The sequence below is a fragment of the Clostridium sp. CMCC3677 genome (assembly GCF_023845585.1).
GTDB classification, from domain to species: Bacteria; Bacillota; Clostridia; order Clostridiales; family Clostridiaceae; genus Clostridium; species Clostridium aquiflavi.
Genome location: NZ_JAMQHS010000010.1, coordinates 24,430 through 45,427, shown reverse-complemented (window position 1 = coordinate 45,427; position 20,998 = coordinate 24,430). Strand labels below are relative to the sequence as shown.

Genomic DNA, 20,998 nt, shown 5'->3' with positions numbered 1-20,998 from the left:
TTAATACATCCCCTGCTGTAAATAATCCGTGCAATAAATTAAAAATCCTAAATTATCAAAAGGATAAAACCTAAAGATAGCTTTTCCTTGAATATCTTCTTTATCTATATAAGGATTATTCCAACGTCGTGCATCACATGAATTTGCACGATTATCACCTAAAAAGAAAAACTTATCTTCTGGTACATCAAATACTCCATCATATTTTTCATTATTTTTCACATAATCTTCTTTAATATCAGTTCCATTTATATTTGTAATACCATCATGTATTACAATATGATCTCCAGGTAATCCAATAACTCTTTTAACAAGCCTTTTTCCTAATTCATCTGAATTAAATACAATAATATTTCCTCTTTCTATATTTTCTGTATTGTATATCCTCGTTACAATTAGCTTATCCCATTTATTTATTGTAGGTACCATTGATGTAGACGGAACATATACACTTAAAAATAAATACTGTTTTATTAAAAGTGCTACTGCTATTGCCAAAAATACTGGTACTACCCAATCTTTTAAAAATTGTTTCTTATTAATATTCATAATTTATTATTCCTTTCACCTTTAAATTTACGTTTCAAGTTTCTTATGTTTATAATCTTTTATTAAGATAATTAAATACAAAAATCCCACAGAAATACTGAAAAACAAGTAAAATAACAAAAGTGATAACAATATATGTTGATAGTGGTTTAAAATCTCCAACCATATTAATTATAGAAAATATTATTATTAATATAGAATATATAAGCAGCATTATTTTATAAGTAATACATCCACTTTTATCTCTTATCATAATCTTTCTCTCATCTTCTAATTCTATCTTTTCAATCTTCAATCTTTTATTATACTCATCCTGATTTTTTGGTTTTGACCAGTGCATATATTTCAAAATAGAAACTATTCCACAACTAACACCAGCACCTCCAAATCCACATAATAATCCTTCAAATTTAAATTCAGTAAAGAGAGCAACTGCAATGAATGTAATTCCACATAGCAAATACCCAATACCTGTATATAACACAGATTTCTTCATTTATTCTCCTCCTCATAAATAAAAATTTCTTCTATACTCATATTAAAATATCTAGCAATTTTAAAAGCTAATATAATTGATGGATTATACCTTCCATTTTCAAGAGAGCCAATTGTTTGCCTTGAAACTTCAAGAGCATTAGCTAAATCTTCTTGCTTTATTCCTCTTTGCTTTCTTATTTCTTCTAAACGATTTTTCAAAGTACTCCTCCTTTCTAGGGAAAGTAAACTTTCCATAATTATTATACAAATTATTCCATTTAATGTCAAGCAAACTTTCCATAAAAAATAGCAGACTATATTCTAAGTCTGCTAAATACTATATAAATAGTCTTAATTATATATTTAGATTTTCTCTTAAACTCCCCTGCAAATTACTATTTAAATTTACTTATTTTAACTTATCTAAAAAAATCGCACATTTATTTCTAAATAATACGACTTTTCAATAGATGTTTTATTTTTGATTATAATATTATGTTTGACTTTCATTAGTTAAATTTATATCATGTAATCTTTTTTCTGCTGCTTTAATTACTTCAACACCTGTTTTGCATAATACATTAATTCCTTTAACAATAGTTACAATTACAAACGCCTCTACTAATTCTTCCATTGTTAATCCTGCTTCTATAGCAGCAATAGCATGTGACTTTGCTCCACTTACTTCATCATCTAAGCTATCTAATATAGTAAAAATTAATTCTCTAGTCTTTTTAGACAAATGTCCACTTTCAATGGATTCACGCATCATTAAATATCCATTTAATCCATTTGGAGAATATTTAGAAAGCACCTCTGCAAATGGTGGGTTCCACTTCAATTCACTTTTATAATAGTTAAGTATACTTTCAAAATCATTCATAATTAAATTACCCCTTACTTCTATCTTATTTATTATTAGTTCTTCTATTATCTTCTTATTTCAAAAAGCATTATTCTCATATTTATTAAATATTTTATTATTTACAACAGATAACTCATTTACAATATCTGCTTCATGACTTTCATTGAATGCCTTAAATAAAGCACATTTATCACTTAAATTATTAAACTTGTAATTTGCTATTGTAAGCATGATTTTATATAATGAAATGGTACCTCTATTCTTACTGCAATCTCTTCAGCTGAAAGTCCATTTTTAGCAAACCTTTTAATAACAATTGTAATATTTTCTCCCACCTCAATTATATGCTTATCCAAATCATAAAACATTACTACTTGTTGCCTCCATTTATGCTCAATTAATCCATGTACATAATCTATATCATTAAAGGTATTTAGCTTTTTAATAAAAGCATCCATATCATCTTCTTCAAAGTATCATTCAAATGTATTATTTTTATCTTTATGAATAAAACCTTTCTACATTTCTAATGTTTGTAAAGCAATACCTCCTGTTAAAGTTACATTTGCACCAAAATCATCAATAACATCTAATCCTAGTATCTTATTATAAAACCTTTTAGATTTTTCTATATCTACTACAGCTATTAAAGTACTTGTGTATCTCATATTACAAGTTTCTCCTTTCAAATTACCATTTATCTATTGGTTAATTATAACATAACTTGTAAATATAATATTATTCAGTTTCATAAGCAAAAATAAAGAGTCATAACAATTAAAATCATTACAACTCTTTGTTTTTGCTTATAATTTTATATTTGACTTTTTAAAACTTATTTTCCTACTAAGTAAATTCTAAAATTGAAATATATCGTTTAAATTTCTAGATATATCGTTAAAAATCGTACTTACGCAACTATCTTTATTCTTTTGGATCATTAAAAAATTTTGTAATACCATTTATCCCTTTTATAGCATTAATATCAGTAATTGCTGAATTACTATTTGTATTATGACTATATACAAGTGGAAATATGTCATGTGAATTCATATTATGAAGTAAAGTACATGCTGTTTCATATGGTTTGTTTATGCTTCCATCTCCCCCACCAACGACAATAACGGCACCTTTTTTAGGCTTTTTAATTGGAATCTCTTTACGAAAGAACTTTCCACAGAAATAAGTTTGAAGCCTACTTCCAACACTCAGCAATGCTCCTGTTAATTCTGAAAAATAAATGGGAGATGCAATTAAAATATTGTCACACTCCTGTATATACTTATAAATTTCCTGCATTTCATCATTAACACAACACCCTTCATTTTTCCAACAAAACCTACAGTCAATACACGGATTTATTTTACAATTATATGCATTAACTATTCTATACTCACCATTTAACTGCTTAACCAATTCATTTATTAAACTAACAGTATCTCCATCTTTCCTTGGAGAACCATTGAATATTAATGTTTTCATAATATCCCTTTCATATTTTAATTATAAATTTAGATTTTCTCTTAGCCTCTTATTTCCTCTTAACTCATTAACATGATTAATGTACTTATTAAACTCTTTAAAAGATAACCCTTCTTTTACTTTATAAAATTCTGCTATTGGACTATCTTTTCCACCTCTTAATTCTCTGTAATAATTAACAATATGATTAATTGCTACTTCCTCATTATCATATTCATATATACCTTTTTTCTCAAAATTAGGGTGTTCCATATGATAAACCTTATTGTTTAAATAGTAAAGTAAAAAACAATGCATATGTTCATCATTTTCTAAGTTAAAATAATCATCAGGTTCATAAATTCTACAACAAAACATTTTATTTTTGACCTTTAATTTGTTTAGCAAATTATGCATTAAAGAAACCTGTTCAATGCATGTCCCTAATCCGCTATCTATTGTTTCTTCTATAGATGATATTTTATATATTTTTCTAAAATCCTTCATGGTTTTAATATGTTTTTCACCATTTATATCAATCCATCCATACTCTATGTGATCATTCATATACTGAAATATATCTTTAGGAGATTTTATTTTATTAATATCCATATATCTCTCCAATTCCCCCTCATTCAAATTACTATTTTAATTATTAAAATTGAAATTTAACGATATAATCGGAGTAGTGCTTTCAATTCTTCATTTTCACCATTTTTAATAACATAATAGTAAATATTATCTCGTTGAAGTACATGTTTCATGAAATCTAGATTTACTTTTGGTAGCACTTCTACAAGGCTTCTTTTCGTAATATTGTTTAAAACTTTTAACATTTTGGTGTCTTTTTGCTTTCTTACTGAATCTTGCTTAGGATATCCAATTCCAAATGGTTCATCAAATAGTTTTTCTAATGTACATTGCAGATTAATTTCACCAGCCCATCCAAAATTCAATCCAAGAGGAAATGAAACAGCATTACCATTATTAATCCTACCAAATAAATATGCATCTGATGGATTTTCAATATATCCACACAGAATATTTGGCAAACTATTACAAGCTAACATCATTCCTTGCCCAGATGAACACCCAGTAACTATGAAATCTATAGATTTACTTTCTAATAAAATGCTTATACAAATTGCAATTTCAATATAAGAATATTCACCTTCTTCATCTTGAAAAACACCAAAATTAATAACCTCATATCCTTTATCTTTTACAACCTTTTTTACACAATTATATAACAAATCATTTTTATTTTTTTGAGAACTAGCTTGTATAATACCAATTTTCATATAAAATACCTCATTTAAATTACTATTTATATTCTGGTTAATTATAACATAAATTGTAAATATAATATTATTCATTTTTTTGTAAAAAATAAAGAGTCATAACAATTAAAAATTATTACAACTCTTTATGTTACTAATCCCCTTATTTAAATACATTATCAAGTTATCATTAATATTAATTTTATTGATTCAATTTTCACTTACCATTACGAATAAATTGTAAATTTACTGTTTATCTTTAAAAATCAAAGATAGTAATTTAGTATTTATCTATAACAAGGCTGTGATTTTTCCACCTATTGTCAAGTATTTTCTATATTTAAATTATATTTTTTTCCTGCCAACAAAATGATAAATACTAGCAGACTCAGACAGTTAAATAATCAACTTTATAAATTAACTGAAAAATATTTAGTTATAATGGGAAGTATCGCTAATGAAATAATCAAATCTAAGAAAGTGGAGGCAAAATAAATTCCTCTATTTTTTTATAAGGTAGATACTTTCTAGATACTATGGCTGCCGCTACACTAGCAACAATATAACTAATAAGAATAGCTACCCAAATACATGATAAACCAAAATTAAAATATGGTGATATTGATTTAATTTTCCTATTTCTCCATAACATAGTTTATTAATATAATACCTTTTCTCTCAATCTGCTGTTCTTTAATAACTTTATAACCTCGTTTTTCAAAAAAAGGTTTTGCAGTAATTGAAGCATGGGTACTAATTTTATCCGTGCAAACATATTTTTCCAGTTTATCGCAAATTGCTGTTGCAATTCCTTTGTTTTGGTAATCCTTATGAACAAACAGTCTATCTAAATATCCATTATTATCGATATCTCCGAATCCGACTATAACATTATCTTCAATGGCAACAACTGTAAAATGTTCTAAAAAGGATTTATTCCATTCCTTTAAATCTATACTTCCCGTTGCTCATACATTTAACTGTTCTTCTGTATAGTCTTTTGCATTGACTAAATGAACTGTATTGTAAAATAATTCGGCTAATACCATACAATCTAATGGTTTATATTTTCTTATAATCATGTCTTTTCCTTTCCGAATACCGATTTGCCAGATTAATATACTTGAATTGGCAGTTTAGTATTATGTTTATATTGTAAAACTATGAAATTAAATAATAATAATTAACTACTTTTTATTTTTTAATAATTCTAATTGGAGAAAAAATTTAAGGAGTAAATATTTTTATTCCTTTTTATATTCTTTGTAAGGCAACCGAATTACAGCTCCTGTATCATCAAATTTATAATTTGTATTCTCAATAGGAGGCTTTCTATAAGCTAGATTCATTCCAACCTTATAAAGAGCTTCAGCATTAGCACCAGGATCTTGGATAACTGTACCTGTCATATATCCTTTATTAACCAATTCAATAGCTTCTGGTATTCCATCAATTCCAACAACTGGAATAGTCATTGATTTATTACCTTTGTTATAGCCATATTTTTGTAAGGCTTCAACAGCACCTATTGCCATAGAATCATTATTTGAAATTATAGCTTCAATTTTGTTGCCATATTTTAAAAATAGAGATTCAATAGCCTCTTTAGCTAAATCTTTACTCCACTCACCATTGACTGATGCAAGTTCTTCTGTTTTTATTCCAGCTTCATTAAGTGTTGAAAGAGCATACTTTGTTCTTTGATTTACTATTGGGTCACCAATTCTACCTTTTAACATAATATACTGCAATATGTTATCGCGATTTTTATCTATAGTTTCTTTATGATCCATCCATTCATCAGCAAGAATTTTTCCCTCTAGAATACCAGAGTTTTCACCAGAACTTGCTATAAAGACACCATAACGTCCAATAAACTTTATTAAATTTTCATCTGGCTCTCCAAATAAAATTAATGGAATATTTTCTTTAATTATTTTATATAGAGTATCTCCTACTTCATCTAATTTTAAAGTATGTAAATTCACAATTAAAAGATCAAAATTTTCTTTAATAGCTTTATCAATACTTTCATTTTGTATAGCTTGATTTTCTTTTGCATTAAAAAAAGTAAATTCAACTTTATCTTGATTTTCTTTTTGAATAGTTTCTAAATTTTGTTTTACAAGAGAAAGATAGTCATCAAAACTATGTAGGAATACTCCTATTTTAATAGGAGCTCTTTTATTAAAATTTGAATTAGCACATGCATTATTTTTAGAAATTTCTATTGGTAAAACCATTATAATAACTAAAATCATAATAAATATTAATAATTTCTTTAAAATTTTCATTGCAATCCTCCATAATATTTATTTAATTAATCTTATAATGTGTTTTTAATGAGAAAATATTCTACTCTATTGTAATATCAATTTTACTACCTTTTTCACCGCCAAACATTATATAACCACCACCTGATAATGTTGCAGTATTATTTTTAGTTAATGCGCTTTGATTTGTACATACACCGTCTTTTGTATATACTAAAAATCCACTATTTTCAGGTAATTCTACTGTAAGTTTTTTTCCTTCTAAATTATCATTGACCTTATACCATATATTGTATCCATCATCTTTTATAGTACAACTGCTGTTACCTTTTATGATTTCTTTTAGACCATCTTGACTAATTAATATATTTTCAGCTGCTTTCATATATTCAATATTATTTTCTTTAAAGAAATTACAATCAAATGTATCCCTTCCTGCCATTACAGGAACTTCAATAACACTAATAGAATTATTTGCATCTATGATTTTGTTAGACATTTGATAACCATTATTAAAATTAACAGTTATAAAAGCTGGCAAAGCACTAAATATTTCAGAATTATACTTATCTGTTAGATTAAAATATTTATTGTTATTTCTATCTTCCCAGGCTTTACTTACTTCTGCTGTCAACTTATTTTCCTCTAATTTTTGTCCCATATATTGTGCCACTGCTGTTTCTCCAACTCCTGGCAATTTTATATACGAATCAGATCTTAAGTAAATCTTACCGTCCTTACTTTCAAAAGTAATTTTTTCACTACCATCTTGTTTCAAAAATACTCCGTTACCATTATAAATATATTCTGTATTCTGTGCTTTCGCTAAAAGTGATGTATTTGAAACTGTCATTGTACCATTTTCATTCATCTTTACATTGATAATTTGTCCTGATGCACCATATGTTCCTTCATACTTTTTAATATCATCATCTATTAAGGTTTTAGTTGGCTTATCAAAAGATTTATCACTTTTTATTTCTTGAATAATACCCTTTTCTTTTAAAGCATCAAGTAACATATTGCAAGCTAAGACCTCATTATATAAGCTACTTCCACCTGTTGAGGATACTGCTGCAACCATATTATACTCTGGTAATATAACAGTAGCATTGTGATAAAGTAATGTATCTCCGCCTTTTGCAATAGCTTTTATACAATATTGGCTAAATGGAAATATATCTGTTCCATCAAAGCCAAGTCCATAGTTAAAAATATTTTCAGTATTATCTATGTTATCTAACCACAAACCGTTTTTGTATTCACCACTTATCATCTGATTAACAGAATTTGCTGAAAGCAATGTACCATTCTTTGTGAATATATTCCCAAATTTACACAAGTCTTGTGTTGTTGAATATATCCCACCTGCACCAATTATGTTTGTACTATCTGGTGGTGTATCTACTGTAGGTGCAATTGTACTATAAGTTTTTGCAAGCTTATCTCTATTAAATCCATCTTGTGTAGTTTTTGTATTATCCATTTTTAATGGGATTGTTATATTATCATGAATGAAATCTGTAAAGCTTTGTCCACTTACTTTTTCAACCAATATTTCCGCAAGTGTAAATCCATCATTACAATACACAGAAAATTTACCTGGTTCAGCTTTTAATCTTTGAGTTTTTAATTGCTCTAATAATTTATCATGGGCAATTGTATCATTATCATCCCATAAGATTGTTCTTGAATATGCACTCCCCATAATTCCTGATGAATGATTAAGCAACATTCTAGTCGTTATTTTTTTATATCTTTCATCTTTCATTACAAACTCTGGAATATAATTTACAATAGGCTTGTCTAAATCAACTTTTTTCATATCTACTAATTTCATTATAGCAGCTGCTGTAAAAGTCTTAGATGTTGAACCAATCCCATACATAGTATCACTAGCTATACTCCTATTACTATTTTTACTATATACTCCACTACTTCCTGATGATATTATATTACCATCATCCATAATTGTATATTGAACACTTGTTACACCATACTTTTCAACAAGCGTATTTGCCTTTTCTTTAATTGTTCCATTTACATTAATAGAATAATTAGAATCACTCTTTTCTAATGTGTTGATTGCGGCATTAACAGGTTTATTTCTATCTCCACATACTAAAGTAAGTTGCGTTGCTAGAAGTAGTGCTAACAGTTTTGAAAATTTTTTCATTAAGTTTACCTCCGAACTTTCTATATGTTTAATTTGTTATTTAATTTTAATAATTGTATTTATTTAATATTCCATTAATTTGAGTAATTTGAATAAATACCTATATTTTTATATTATTAATTTTACCATATAATATATTTTTTGTATGTATAGGTTTATAACGTAAAAGTTATCTATGTGTATGTAAATCTATCACTATAAATCGTAAATCTATAATAAAACAAAAGGTAGAGACCTTTTATTTAATCTCTACCTTTCATTAAACGACCTTAAAAACAAATTCTTAATATATTCATTTTAATATAACAATTGTCTCTTTATCCATAAAGTTCACTACTTTTCCATAAGTATCAATCATTTCTTTCTCCTCTTCTCTCAGAGATTCATAGTTCTTTATTGCCCCACGCAAATTAAAAATCTTAATTGTATTTTTCATTTCTTCTGGAAGAACTTTATTTAGCCCTTCTCTTATACCTTTTACATTAATTTCATCTTTAGGGTCAGCTAATCCACAAGTAAATCTAATATCATTTTAAATTCCTATACTCACTTTCAAGAATGCTCATATTGAGCAATGACCAATATTGTTCATTTATTTTTCTACATTCTCTAAAACTTCCTTCAATATTAAATCCTGCTTTTTTATAACACGTAATTGCAGATACATTAAAATCGAATACCCCTAAATCAATTCTATGAAGATTTAATTTATTAAATGCAGTGTCCAAAATTTCTATCTTTTTCTTTAATATTTTTCTTCTTTAATTATATATCTTAAAAGAATTATAAATGAAAATATGATAAGTGTATTTTGAAAAATATAAAATATAGATCCCTTAGCTTCAGATTCTTCATCTAATAAATGTGACGCTGGCCAAAATGAAATAAATGTAAGAACACCATAAGTTCCTACAATTATTTTAAGAATTAAGTTCATATTAGACAAATATGTCCAAGAAAAAGCTCCAAAACTTAGAGTAAATGCAAATATATAATTTAATATTCTTACAAAAATATTAGATTTCTCTATATCTTGCCACCAAAATATTATTAAAAGTTTCTTTACAACTAAAAGTGCTCTTTTCATACTGTCCTCCATTTTTATCTAAATATTATTAGTACTATTCCTAAAATACTTACTGATTTTAAATTCACTTAACTTCTCCAATTCGTTTAGAATACAGTTCTGCCCACGCTTTTATTTTCATTAATACTTTTATTTCACTACTGAATATGCGGTTCAGTTCCTACAATTTTATATTTACGTTCTTCTTTTATACTTAAATACATTACATTTTGTAAATATAGATAATTTACTTTTTAGTTTACTTCGCTCTATTTTTATATTACTAATTATTACAAAATATGTTATACTTGTATAGCAACTTTTTTAATTTATGTAAATACAAGGAGGTAATTATGGAAGAAAAACTTAATCAAAGCCTTCCAGAACCAGAATTAATTGCAGAAAGTAGACGAACCTTAAACATTATACAAGCTGTATTAATAGCTTTTAGGGTTATAATCATTTTATTTTATGTTATATTATCAATTTTTGGATTAGAAGATATGTATGGTGGCATTGCACAAGGCCTTTTAGAAATAGGCGTACTATTCTTCTTTTTACATACAATAAAAAATGGACATAAAAAAATTGCTATACTTCCTCTACTAGGTGGTATCGTATCTTTTAAATTTATATCCGAAAGTTTTAGTTCATCTAATGGTGATATTTTTTTAACACTTCTTAGTTGTTACATAGCACTTATGGGAATGTTCCAATTAGTATCTATGGCTTACATTCTTATAAGTAAAAGAATTGAATTTTATTGTTATTATGTTTTATATAATAAGAAAAATTAAAAATCACATAATTTAAACTTGTTCATTATGTAAACAAGCAGTCTACTGTTTTATTAAAAACTTAGACTGCTTATTTAAATTTAAATATAAGATATAAAATATAAGATATGAGATAATTTTACCTATATTTATTTTTATAAACCTTAAGACATATACACCTAATTTTCTATATTATTCAATTATAAAAAATATTTTTATATTTTGCCTCATCAAATTTAAAATTCTAAAATCATATCATACCATTCAGCTCCACCATGTACTGATTTAGATATACCTTGATTTTTATATCCAAACTTTGTGTAATAATGAATAAGCTTTTCTTTACAAGTTAAAATAACACCTTTTCTCCCTGCTAATCTTGATATTTCTATCATATAGTTCATCAACTTAGCTGCAATTCCTTGATTACGATACTCTGGTATAACATCAAGTCCAAAAACTGTTTGGTAATCTCCATATGGAATATGTAATCTAGAATCTTCAAAGAGTTCATCATATATAACAGTTCCATTTATGACACACCCATTAATAAAACCAATTATTCTTCTATCTATTTCTGCTACAAAAAAACTTTCAGGAAATGTTTTAATACGTTCTTCAAAAGATTCTTTAGTCGCTGCTTCTGTATGTGGAAAACAGATTGCCTCCACTTTTGTTACCGAATCTAAATCCTCTACAGATACTTGTCTAATTTTAATATCCATTAATGCTCTTCCTCTCATTCTTATTGTTTTATTACTAATATTATGCTTATCACTATATTTTATTAAAACTATATATTGACTAATAATTTAGATAATTCACCATCTACTATTTCTAAATGTATATACCATGAACTTTTTCCTTTATATTATCAATCTCTTTTTTCTATTCTGTAATAACATAATTTATGATTTTTTCATCTTTAATCCTAGTGCTATAAATTACTATTACAAATTAATTATAACATATATTGTAAATATATTATTATTTAATAAATATTGTGAAACAGAAAATGCAAATTCATATTATCAACTTACTTATATCGCTTACTAAAAAATACCACATTATTCATTTATAAAAATCAAATAATATGGTATCTCCCCTTATCTCTAAAAAGATTAATAATATCTTGTGCAAACTTCTCTTGTAAAACCATAATCAATTATTACAAGTCTTCCATTAATCATTCCCCAGCTACTTTCCCTCTTCAAATCATTCAATAGTAAATGATAGTGCCTCAAAATATTGTTTAGTTCTTTTAAACTAAACAATCCTCTTTTCCCTCTAACATTGAAGTACTTCCATACATCTGAAATGTTATATATCTTGTCTGCCTTTTCCATTATTAACAGATTAAAGTTATTTGAAACATCTACAACTTTTGCAAATAGACCTGAATTATCATAATGCGAAATATTATACTCAGATTTATTTTGTGCAATTCCGGCTCTATTTTTTGCTACTTTGATTACATATCCATTTCCCAAATCAAATACATCTCTACTAGAACCAGAACCAATATATCTATAATATCCTCGCTTTATATTAAACACAATTCCATTAAACATACTATTCATTTTAGACACCTGCTTTATGGTAATCACTTTATATTCATTAGTAAATATTCTATATATTATATATTATTCGGTCTACAAACAATTGGTTCAACCTGCTATTATAACACATTTTGTAAATATCACATTATTCAATTTTCCAAGAACATTTTTTGATTTACTCCACAAAATCTACATCTATTTGCTATTCCAGCACACTACAAGCATATTTTTTATATAGTAATCATACTATCTACTATGAATTATTATTTATAAGTAGGTGTAATAATGACATTTTTAGATAATATTAAAAGTATGTATTATACCTTATTAAAAATTTCATAACATATTAATTATCTTTTACCACTCCAATTATTTCCTTAATAATATCTGTTTTTTAGATTAAACTATTATTAATAGAAATAAGTGAGGTGTCTATATTATGAAATTCTCAAAAATTATAATATTAACTATGGTATTTATGTTGATATTTTTAGATAATGTTAATGCTACTGTTATTGGTCCAACATCAGCATCTTATAAAGAAGGTGTTTATACCATTAATCACGTTAACGAATATACGATGACTGCTAAACTAATTACCCCTAATAGTATTACAAGTTTAGCAATAGTGGATGCTCATGGAAATCAAAAAATATTTAGAAAATTTAATAAAGCATATATTCCTACATCAGAAATATTACTTGAAGAAAGTGACTATATAGTTATTATTGGTAGTGGTGAAGTATCTCTTAATTTTTCTAAATAATGTTCCATTAAATTTTTTGTTTACTTAGGATTAACCTAACATAAGATGTATTTAAATTCTCCAAATCTATCTTTCAACATATATTATTAAAATACCACATTATTAAGAAATACAATATATTTATTTCTTAATAATGTGGTATTTTAAAATTTAATATTTATTATATATATTCAGTAACTAAATCAGTAAACAAAATGCCCTCTAAATGGTCAATTTCATGACAGAAACATTTTGCTAAATCTCCCGTACCTGTCAATTGAATTTCTTCCCCATTTTCATTTAGTGCTTGTACTATTACTTCATATGGTCTTTTTAGTTTTCCAAATACATTGGGATTACTTAAACATCCCTCTATAACTTGTTGACTTCCTTCCTTTTTAATTATCCTTGGATTAATCAGTTTAATAAGGCCTTGTCCCATATCTATTACAACTAATCTTTTTAGTATACCTACTTGTGGTGCTGCCAAACCTCCACCATTTTCTGTATTATACATAGTCTCTACCATATCATTTAGTATATCTCTTATCTTATCATCTACAACTTCAACTTGTTTACTTTTCTTCCTAAGAATAGGATCATCAAAAAGTCTAATTTGTCTTAATGCCATTTAAATCACACCCCTACTTTGATCTGCTCTTGATTTTCTTTTACTTTCCTCAAAAAGAAAAACTTCTTCTATTGAACAATTGAATACTTTTGAAATATCATATGCTAACCATATTGATGGTTCATATTTTTCTGTTTCAATAGCATTTATAGCTTGTCTTGATGTCCCTACAAGTTTTCCCAATTGTTCTTGAGTTAATTTATTTGTTTCACGAAATTCTTTTAATCGATTTTTCACTTACACTCACCTCTGTAATGTTTGCCTTACTTATAAGTATATTTTTATCTTATCTATATGTCAAGCTAACATTACAATAATAAAACCGTTTCTATAAAGGGCGCATTTTAGTTTATTCAATAAAACCTTTTATTTTCATTTTTTCTGCATTATAAAATAATGCCATTCCTGTTTTCATTTTTTTAAAGTTTAGTTTTTCATAAAAACTTTCTTTACCAGGTGAAGCATATAATATAAAACTACATTGTGGTAGACATTTCATAATGCTATTAACAATTGTTCTACCAACATTTTTCCCTTGATATTCTGGTAATACTGCTACATCATAGATTGCAGCTTGATAGATTCCATCTGAAATTGCACGTCCAAAACCAATAAGTTCATTATTGTCAAAAACAAAAACAACAGTGTGACTATTTTCAAATGCTTTTTTATGCACCTCTTGATCAAAATATGCCATTCCAACCTTTTTTAATATTTCAGATACATAATTCCAATTAATATTTAAACAGTTATATTGAATTCTTAATTCCATTTTATCATCTCCTTAAAATAACAATATGAATTAACTATAGTATAATTCCTTACCTTAGGTAAGATGCAAGTACAATTTCAATAAATTCATCTCTTAGTTATAATAATTTATTATATCATTTTATATTATGCAAAATAAAAATAAGTGCAAGTACTAATCATCTATACTTGATTAAGCACCTGCACTTATATAATTATATTTTAATTCAACACTGTAAACACTCTACTTAATTATAGTATATAACTAATAGGGATAGTATGGATAATATGGATATGGTGGTTGGATAAGGTAAGGATAAGGTAATAATGATACTGCTGCTAAAGTAGCAAATGGAATCGATTTACGCTTAAAACGTCTAAATCTTCGTGGACGATTATAACCATAATACTGCCTTTGTTGATCAATTTGATTTTCATTTTCTGGTTCCATTACATCCTCACCAACCAACACATTAATGTAATCCATATCTACACTTTCAATAATTCCATCAACTGTACTGCCCTCTGTCATTGTTAAAGTAATGTGATAGTATAAGTACCTTTTACATTTATCTTGTAACATCTGTAAATCCCGAAAATTTCTATAACAACAATCTTTTTCTAAATTCATTTTTAAACATCTCCTTTCGAATACTATAATATTCATCTATAAGGAAAATGTTCTATTGTGTTTCTCTCTATTTGTTCCATTATATCTACAATTAGTTCTTGCTAAACATACACTTACTAAGTACATGTAGTATCATCCACTTTTGTAATATAAAAATCTTTAATTACATAATTTCACTATTATACATTACTTCTAATATATAATTAGTTTACATTAAGAAATTTTTATCTAAGCTTTCGCCTAAAGCATAATAGAATGCTATTATATCACTATCTTCATTACTCTGTATTCTTCTTCCTATACAATTGTACACAAATGCATTAACTCCATTTACTTGAATCGCTGGGCCTAAATTAGAATCTGCCCAGTTCCCTTTATAATTTGAAAGAATCACAAGGCCAAAATATCCACTGCATTTTTTTAATAGATCATTAAGTACTTCTTCTCTTAATCCATTTTTTATATACATTTGATATATATCTTCTAGTACTGTATCAAATTCACTTAGACTGTCCTCACCTAATGTAAGTTCTATTTTAAATACTTCTTTAATCCATTCAATAAAATCAATTCCATAACCAAGCATCATTAGTTCTAAAGTAGCTAATTCATTTGTTCCTTGTTTAATTAATTCTAATTGTTCATCATAATATATCGTTAATTCTTCAATTGATTTTGAATAATCAACTAGGCCCTCTTTTACTTCACCAATTTCAATATTCACTTCTTTTTTTCCGTTAAATATATTCATACTTTCTCCTCATATAAAATTATAATTATCAATAAATTTCTTAAATACATAGTAAACAACTTTTATTTATAATATTTTATAAAATTTCTTCTATATGTTCTTTATACTCGTCTACTGTATTTTTATCATTTAGCTTACTAAATATATCTATAGATTCTTCTTCATCCAAAAACTCACTAACCCAAAAATTAAGTTCGATACCTTCTTTTGAGTTATTTGCAAAAAATTCTTCTTCTTTTAATTCTAATAATGCATCTATACATACATCAAAAATTTTTTCTCTAAATTCCTGAAAAAAATATGTATAAACATTAGTCTCTGAATCACTTATTCTATCTTTATTGTCCTCTTGAAACGCTTTTAATTTGTTTCCAATTCTATAAAATTCATCATCTGCACCATTCCAAATTTTCCATTCTTCTGGGCAAAATCTATAATACCAAAAATCATTATCAGATCCATCGACAATATCATTAAGTGCACTCTTTGTATTTGCTATAATTCCAATTGATCTAACATCAGCTGAACAATTTAATGAAAAAGCATATACAGTATCCTCTTTATTAGTTTTTACAATTTCTAAAAAAGCACTTTTTGTAGCCAAAATAATATTTTGTTTAAATTCATTAAAATCAAAATTCATCACAGTCACCCTTTCTCATATATCTCATGAAATTTTAATATTAAGCTTTGCTTATGCATATATCACCCACGCTACTTAAACATAGCCATATTGTCTATGATTAAAATAGCTATATTCTTCTTAAACAACATTTTATTTTCTATTTTACCATAGTTAATGATAAATATAGATTTTATTTTTCATTTATATGGAATTTCCACTAAAATATATCTATTGATAAATATATATATTTCGTGTATATTCTTATTAGATATTTAGATAATTATCTAAATATCTAATTTATTGAAAGGAGTGATTACTTGTCATTTAATGATGCTTTTAAAGCTCTTTCTGATAACACAAGAAGAAAAATTTTAGATCTACTAAATGAAAAAGATATGACTGCTGGTGATATTGCCGATTATTTTCAAATTACCAAGCCTAGTATATCTCATCATTTAAGTATTCTCAAGCAAGCTGGACTAGTAAGTGATGAAAGAAAAGGTCAATATATATATTACTCACTAAATACATCTGTTTTTGAGGATGTTGTAAAATGGTTCATATCATTTTTAGGTAATACTAATGAAGGAAAGGAATAAACTAATGAAAAATAAAACTAGTATTTATAATATTACATTAATAACTCTTGCATTTTTAGTAAGTATTGTATTATACAATAAACTACCTAATGAAATGCCTATACATTGGAATACAGCTGGTGAAATTGACAACTATGGTCCTAAACTATTTGCAGCTTTTTTACCACCTTTAATTATGCTTTTTATATGGGGTGGGATGTTATTTACTCCTAAAATTGATCCTAAAAGAAACAATTATTCAAAATTTAATACAAGTTATACTATTATCACAAATGTTATGGTAACTTTCTTTTTTATTTTACATATTGTAGTTATAATATCATCACTAGGATACAACGTTCCAATAAATAAAGTTATCCCATTTATGGTTGGTTTATTATTTATTGTAATTGGAAATTATCTTCCAAAATCCAAGAGTAACTTTTTCTTTGGAATTAAAACGCCTTGGACATTAACTAATGAAGATACTTGGAAAAAAACTCATAGATTAGGTGGAAAATTATTTGTATTATCAGGACTAGCTATAATGATAAGTTCATTATTTTTTGAAGGAAATATACAGTTTATAATTTTAATGATTTCAATATTTGTTGCAGGTATAATTCCAATAATAGCAAGTTATTTTTATTCTAAAACAGTATAAGTTAATTTTAAACATAAAAAAGATCAGGCTTTAATTTTAAAAACCTGATCTTTTTTATTTGCTTTATATAATCTATACCTATTAACAATTTCAATTTTATAATTAGCGAATTTTACAATCTTATCTTTCTTTATGCTTTAAATTTCATTACATTTTTGTATAAATATTATAAAATAAATATCACCTTATTATATAATTTATAAAACATTTTCTTAATCTTTTATACTAATTAGTACTATTTCCAATAATATCATATACTATATATAGGAGTTTTTATTTAATATTTCAATTTAGAAAGAGAGGATATTATTATGAATTCTTATGATTTTTTATTTGATTTAGCCTTAATACTGTTAACTACAAAAGTTTTAGGTATTGCAAATAAAAGATTCCAACTTCCACAAGTTGTTGGAGCTTTAATGGCTGGTGTACTTTTTGGTCCTACCGTTTTTAATCTTTTAAATGAAACAGAGTTTATAACACAACTTTCTGAGATTGGAGTAATTGTCTTAATGTTTTGCGCCGGTCTTGAAACTGATATAAACGAGTTAAAGAAAAGTAGACATTCTTCATTTATTATTGCTTTAATAGGTGTTCTTATACCTCTTATTGGCGGGTTTTTAGTTAGCTTTTTCTTTAATAATGACCCTTCTATTTCAGATGCATCTTCAAGTATAATATTACAAAATATATTCATTGGAGTTATACTTACTGCCACTTCTGTTAGCATAACTGTTGAAACTTTAAAAGAAATGGGCAAGCTTAGCACAAATGTTGGCAGTGCAATTTTAGGTGCTGCAATTATAGATGATATTTTAGGCATAATTGCACTTACTATAGTTACAAGTTTTGCAGATTCAAATGTAAATGTTTGGGTGGTTTTATTTAAAATTTTCGCTTTCTTTGTTTTTGCAGCTATTTGTTGTTTTATATTTTATAAATTCTTTTCAAATGTTCAGTTAAAACATGGTAAAGGTATGCGTAGATTTGTAATACTTTCTTTTGTATATTGCTTAATACTTTCTTACTGTGCAGAAGTATTTTTTGGAGTTGCTGATATAACTGGTGCATTTATAGCCGGACTTATAATTTCAAAAACTACTTACTCTAAATATATAGCTTCGCGCTTTGAAACACTTTCTTATATGTTCCTTTCACCTGTATTTTTTGCAAGTATAGGAATAAAATTTAAATTACCAGCAATGACTTTATCAATGATTATATTTTCTATAGTTCTTGTAATAGTTGCTATTTTAACTAAAATTATAGGTTGTGGAGCTGCTGCTAAATTATGTAAATTTTCTTCTTTAGAATCTATTCAAATAGGCACTGGAATGGTATCAAGAGGTGAGGTCGCTTTGATAGTTGCAAATAAGGGTGCTGCCTTAGGACTAATGTCATCTGTATTTTTTGGTCCTATGATAATAATGATAATTGTAACAACAGTAATTACACCCTTACTTTTAAAAATAGTATTTTCAGACAAATTTAATAAACTCAAAAGCACTAAAAATGTCATTACTACTAATTCTACTATAAAATAAAAGCGTGGTTATGCCACGCTTTTATTTTATAATATACCTTCTTTTTGATATGTTTGTATAGATTTTATTATGTAACTCAATGTACAAAAATCTCTATCTGCTCTATCACAAAGAATTTTCAAGCCTGATATTAAACTTTTCTCATTAAATTTTTCTAAAAGAATCATTATGCTTAAAGTGTTAATATCTCCATCTTTATTATCCAAAAGTCTTGATCTTTTTATTTTTTCATTTTCTAGTGCTGAATCTATAGCTTTTTTTAGATTTTCACTTATATCAATTGCTGGTGCTTCTTCAAATATTCTAACTGCTGATTTATCAAATTCTAAATTTTTTGCAGTACTTAAATCAGTTCCTACAAATATTACATTTTTAAATTTTGCATCTCTAAAATCTGCTCCACTTAAATTTGCACCTTCAAATACAGTATCTTCGAATTTTGCTCTTTTAAATCTACTTTTCTTAAGATTACTTCCTACAAACTCAGCAGACTTAAATGTACATTCAAAAAAATTACAGTCTTTAAAGTGAGCTCCTCTAAAACTTGTAAAATTGAAATTTGATCCTGTGAAATCACAATTATAACAGTTACTTCTTTTTAAATCATTATACATAAAATTTTTGTTTTGTTTTATTGCCTTATTATAGTTTAATCCAATACTTGGTTTTTTATTTTTATCCATTCATTCATCCATCTCTTCTATTTATTATTTCAATATATGATAGCATAGTTTCAAACACAGTTGTAGTAAAATAATATATATTTTTAATTTATATTATTTTTTATGCTTAGTTCAAGTTCATCAATAAATTTTAAATTACTTTTCATATTTAATAAAATTTCTTCATCTTTTGGCATTTTATATCTATGCGCTAATCTATTTCTATACCTTCTAGACACACAGTAAAATTTGAAGAAATCTTCACTTATTCTATTGTTTTCTTTAATTACTTCCATTCCTTCTATTGCAGAAATGTCAATTTTATATTTGTTTATATCTTTTAAATTAATAGAAATATAGTCTTCACATAATATATGAAAATCTAAAAAATAAGCTCGAACACTATGATATAATACTTTTTTTAAAATCTCATCATCACAATTTTCCAAAGAATTTAAGCATTCACGAAAGTCTATACTCCATTCTTTAAAATCTTTTAATAATTTTATAATTCTATCTCTATTAATCAAGTAAATCTCTCTCCCTTAATTTTAAAAAATCACTATTTTCTATAAAAAAATTTTCAACGAATCGATATATATTTTCAAATGCATTATTTTTATTATAAAGAATAGTGCCCTCATTAACTATATTTTTCAATAAAATTCTATCCATATCTTCTTTCAAATTTATTACATCAATATTATTGTCTAATAGTTGTTCTAACTCTGCTTCAATTTCTAACTCTTCTTCCATACTTATATCTGCTATTATAAATATATCATAATCTGAGCTATCTAAATAATCTCCTCTTGCTCTACTTCCAAACAATCCCACACATTCAATATTATGATTGCTAATTATATTAGATACAGCTTTATTTAAATCCATCATACTCACCACCATATTATATCTAGTGTATACTAAGCCACTAG

At 26.1% G+C, this 20,998-nt stretch carries 29 protein-coding genes and 1 pseudogene; 5 read left to right on the top strand and 25 right to left on the bottom strand.

Going from position 1 to position 20,998, the window contains the following annotated elements:
• The 14 genes and pseudogenes from lepB to NG901_RS13225 form a co-directional block, all read right to left on the bottom strand.
• The gene (gene lepB, locus NG901_RS13290) at positions 1–549 is read right to left on the bottom strand and encodes a signal peptidase I (protein WP_252215496.1); all 549 of its coding nucleotides are present in this window, start codon (positions 547–549) and stop codon (positions 1–3) included.
• A 49-nt stretch (positions 550–598) separates the two neighbouring features.
• A complete protein-coding gene (locus NG901_RS13285) occupies positions 599–1,045 on the bottom strand; it encodes a hypothetical protein (protein WP_252215495.1) in 447 nt (148 codons plus the stop codon).
• Positions 1,042–1,245, bottom strand: a complete 204-nt coding sequence (locus tag NG901_RS13280; RefSeq protein ID WP_061314725.1) for a helix-turn-helix transcriptional regulator — start codon at positions 1,243–1,245, stop codon at positions 1,042–1,044. The genes NG901_RS13285 and NG901_RS13280 overlap by 4 nt, the downstream gene beginning before the upstream one ends.
• Positions 1,246–1,519: 274 nt before the next feature.
• Positions 1,520–1,909 carry a carboxymuconolactone decarboxylase family protein gene (locus NG901_RS13275; RefSeq protein WP_252215493.1) on the bottom strand — a complete coding sequence of 130 codons (390 nt, stop codon included), beginning with the start codon at positions 1,907–1,909 and terminating at the stop codon, positions 1,520–1,522.
• Between the two features lie 60 nt (positions 1,910–1,969).
• Positions 1,970–2,122 carry a hypothetical protein gene (locus NG901_RS13270; protein WP_252215490.1) on the bottom strand — a complete coding sequence of 51 codons (153 nt, stop codon included), beginning with the start codon at positions 2,120–2,122 and terminating at the stop codon, positions 1,970–1,972.
• Positions 2,110–2,559, bottom strand: a pseudogene (locus NG901_RS13265) (VOC family protein). The gene NG901_RS13270 and the pseudogene NG901_RS13265 overlap by 13 nt, the downstream one beginning before the upstream one ends.
• Before the next feature lie 256 nt (positions 2,560–2,815).
• The gene (locus NG901_RS13260) at positions 2,816–3,373 is read right to left on the bottom strand and encodes a flavodoxin family protein (protein WP_252215487.1); all 558 of its coding nucleotides are present in this window, start codon (positions 3,371–3,373) and stop codon (positions 2,816–2,818) included.
• A 21-nt stretch (positions 3,374–3,394) separates the two neighbouring features.
• Positions 3,395–3,964 carry a transglutaminase domain-containing protein gene (locus NG901_RS13255; protein ID WP_252215477.1) on the bottom strand — a complete coding sequence of 190 codons (570 nt, stop codon included), beginning with the start codon at positions 3,962–3,964 and terminating at the stop codon, positions 3,395–3,397.
• Positions 3,965–4,020: 56 nt separating this feature from the next.
• A complete protein-coding gene (locus NG901_RS13250; RefSeq protein ID WP_252215475.1) occupies positions 4,021–4,653 on the bottom strand; it encodes an RpiB/LacA/LacB family sugar-phosphate isomerase in 633 nt (210 codons plus the stop codon).
• A 614-nt stretch (positions 4,654–5,267) separates the two neighbouring features.
• On the bottom strand, positions 5,268–5,588 hold the full coding sequence (locus tag NG901_RS13245; protein WP_502800137.1) for a GNAT family N-acetyltransferase: 321 nt from the start codon (positions 5,586–5,588) through the stop codon (positions 5,268–5,270).
• A 288-nt stretch (positions 5,589–5,876) separates the two neighbouring features.
• On the bottom strand, positions 5,877–6,926 hold the full coding sequence (locus tag NG901_RS13240; protein WP_252215472.1) for a galactose ABC transporter substrate-binding protein: 1,050 nt from the start codon (positions 6,924–6,926) through the stop codon (positions 5,877–5,879).
• Positions 6,927–6,987: 61 nt separating this feature from the next.
• Positions 6,988–9,081 (bottom strand): serine hydrolase domain-containing protein, encoded by a 2,094-nt coding sequence (locus tag NG901_RS13235; protein ID WP_252215470.1) that lies wholly within the window; start codon positions 9,079–9,081, stop codon positions 6,988–6,990.
• Positions 9,082–9,608: 527 nt separating this feature from the next.
• The gene (locus NG901_RS13230) at positions 9,609–9,809 is read right to left on the bottom strand and encodes a GNAT family N-acetyltransferase (RefSeq protein WP_252215467.1); all 201 of its coding nucleotides are present in this window, start codon (positions 9,807–9,809) and stop codon (positions 9,609–9,611) included.
• 17 nt (positions 9,810–9,826) lie between these two features.
• Positions 9,827–10,168 (bottom strand): hypothetical protein, encoded by a 342-nt coding sequence (locus tag NG901_RS13225; protein WP_252215466.1) that lies wholly within the window; start codon positions 10,166–10,168, stop codon positions 9,827–9,829.
• A 332-nt stretch (positions 10,169–10,500) separates the two neighbouring features.
• Here NG901_RS13225 and NG901_RS13220 point away from each other — a divergent pair, with 332 nt between their 5' ends.
• Entirely contained in the window at positions 10,501–10,944 is a 444-nt protein-coding gene (locus NG901_RS13220; RefSeq protein WP_252215464.1) for a hypothetical protein, read from the top strand.
• 215 nt (positions 10,945–11,159) lie between these two features.
• Here the strand turns inward: NG901_RS13220 and NG901_RS13215 are convergent, their stop codons facing one another.
• Both NG901_RS13215 and NG901_RS13210 read right to left on the bottom strand, forming a co-directional pair.
• Complete coding sequence (locus NG901_RS13215; protein ID WP_252215460.1) at positions 11,160–11,648, bottom strand: GNAT family N-acetyltransferase; 489 nt, start codon at positions 11,646–11,648, stop codon at positions 11,160–11,162.
• Between the two features lie 396 nt (positions 11,649–12,044).
• The gene (locus NG901_RS13210) at positions 12,045–12,503 is read right to left on the bottom strand and encodes a hypothetical protein (RefSeq protein ID WP_252215458.1); all 459 of its coding nucleotides are present in this window, start codon (positions 12,501–12,503) and stop codon (positions 12,045–12,047) included.
• A 418-nt stretch (positions 12,504–12,921) separates the two neighbouring features.
• Between NG901_RS13210 and NG901_RS13205 the strand changes: the two genes are divergently transcribed.
• Positions 12,922–13,248: a hypothetical protein gene (locus NG901_RS13205; protein WP_252215455.1), complete on the top strand. Its 327-nt coding sequence runs from the start codon at positions 12,922–12,924 to the stop codon at positions 13,246–13,248.
• Positions 13,249–13,408: 160 nt separating this feature from the next.
• Here the strand turns inward: NG901_RS13205 and def are convergent, their stop codons facing one another.
• The 6 genes from def to NG901_RS13175 form a co-directional block, all read right to left on the bottom strand.
• Entirely contained in the window at positions 13,409–13,858 is a 450-nt protein-coding gene (gene def / locus NG901_RS13200; protein ID WP_252215453.1) for a peptide deformylase, read from the bottom strand.
• Entirely contained in the window at positions 13,859–14,095 is a 237-nt protein-coding gene (locus NG901_RS13195; RefSeq protein WP_252215450.1) for a helix-turn-helix transcriptional regulator, read from the bottom strand.
• Positions 14,096–14,207: 112 nt separating this feature from the next.
• A complete protein-coding gene (locus NG901_RS13190; protein ID WP_252215448.1) occupies positions 14,208–14,630 on the bottom strand; it encodes a GNAT family N-acetyltransferase in 423 nt (140 codons plus the stop codon).
• A gap of 243 nt (positions 14,631–14,873) precedes the next feature.
• Positions 14,874–15,140 carry a hypothetical protein gene (locus NG901_RS13185; RefSeq protein WP_353735864.1) on the bottom strand — a complete coding sequence of 89 codons (267 nt, stop codon included), beginning with the start codon at positions 15,138–15,140 and terminating at the stop codon, positions 14,874–14,876.
• Positions 15,141–15,447: 307 nt separating this feature from the next.
• Positions 15,448–15,990: a hypothetical protein gene (locus tag NG901_RS13180; RefSeq protein ID WP_252215444.1), complete on the bottom strand. Its 543-nt coding sequence runs from the start codon at positions 15,988–15,990 to the stop codon at positions 15,448–15,450.
• Positions 15,991–16,066: 76 nt separating this feature from the next.
• Positions 16,067–16,633, bottom strand: coding sequence for a DUF4303 domain-containing protein (locus tag NG901_RS13175; protein WP_252215442.1), 567 nt, complete (start codon positions 16,631–16,633; stop codon positions 16,067–16,069).
• Between the two features lie 299 nt (positions 16,634–16,932).
• On the opposite strand from NG901_RS13175, the gene NG901_RS13170 reads away from it, so the two are divergent.
• From NG901_RS13170 to NG901_RS13160, 3 genes are all read left to right on the top strand, one after another.
• Positions 16,933–17,214: an autorepressor SdpR family transcription factor gene (locus NG901_RS13170; protein WP_003371939.1), complete on the top strand. Its 282-nt coding sequence runs from the start codon at positions 16,933–16,935 to the stop codon at positions 17,212–17,214.
• Positions 17,215–17,218: 4 nt separating this feature from the next.
• Positions 17,219–17,857 (top strand): SdpI family protein, encoded by a 639-nt coding sequence (locus NG901_RS13165; protein ID WP_252215440.1) that lies wholly within the window; start codon positions 17,219–17,221, stop codon positions 17,855–17,857.
• 311 nt (positions 17,858–18,168) lie between these two features.
• Entirely contained in the window at positions 18,169–19,401 is a 1,233-nt protein-coding gene (locus NG901_RS13160) for a cation:proton antiporter (protein WP_252215438.1), read from the top strand.
• 26 nt (positions 19,402–19,427) lie between these two features.
• Here the strand turns inward: NG901_RS13160 and NG901_RS13155 are convergent, their stop codons facing one another.
• From NG901_RS13155 to mntA, 3 genes are all read right to left on the bottom strand, one after another.
• Positions 19,428–20,084 (bottom strand): pentapeptide repeat-containing protein, encoded by a 657-nt coding sequence (locus NG901_RS13155; protein WP_252215436.1) that lies wholly within the window; start codon positions 20,082–20,084, stop codon positions 19,428–19,430.
• Positions 20,085–20,167: 83 nt separating this feature from the next.
• Positions 20,168–20,593, bottom strand: a complete 426-nt coding sequence (locus NG901_RS13150; protein ID WP_252215433.1) for a hypothetical protein — start codon at positions 20,591–20,593, stop codon at positions 20,168–20,170.
• Positions 20,586–20,957: a type VII toxin-antitoxin system MntA family adenylyltransferase antitoxin gene (mntA, locus tag NG901_RS13145; RefSeq protein WP_252215430.1), complete on the bottom strand. Its 372-nt coding sequence runs from the start codon at positions 20,955–20,957 to the stop codon at positions 20,586–20,588. Before mntA ends, NG901_RS13150 begins: the two co-directional genes overlap by 8 nt.
• Positions 20,958–20,998 lie beyond the last annotated feature (41 nt).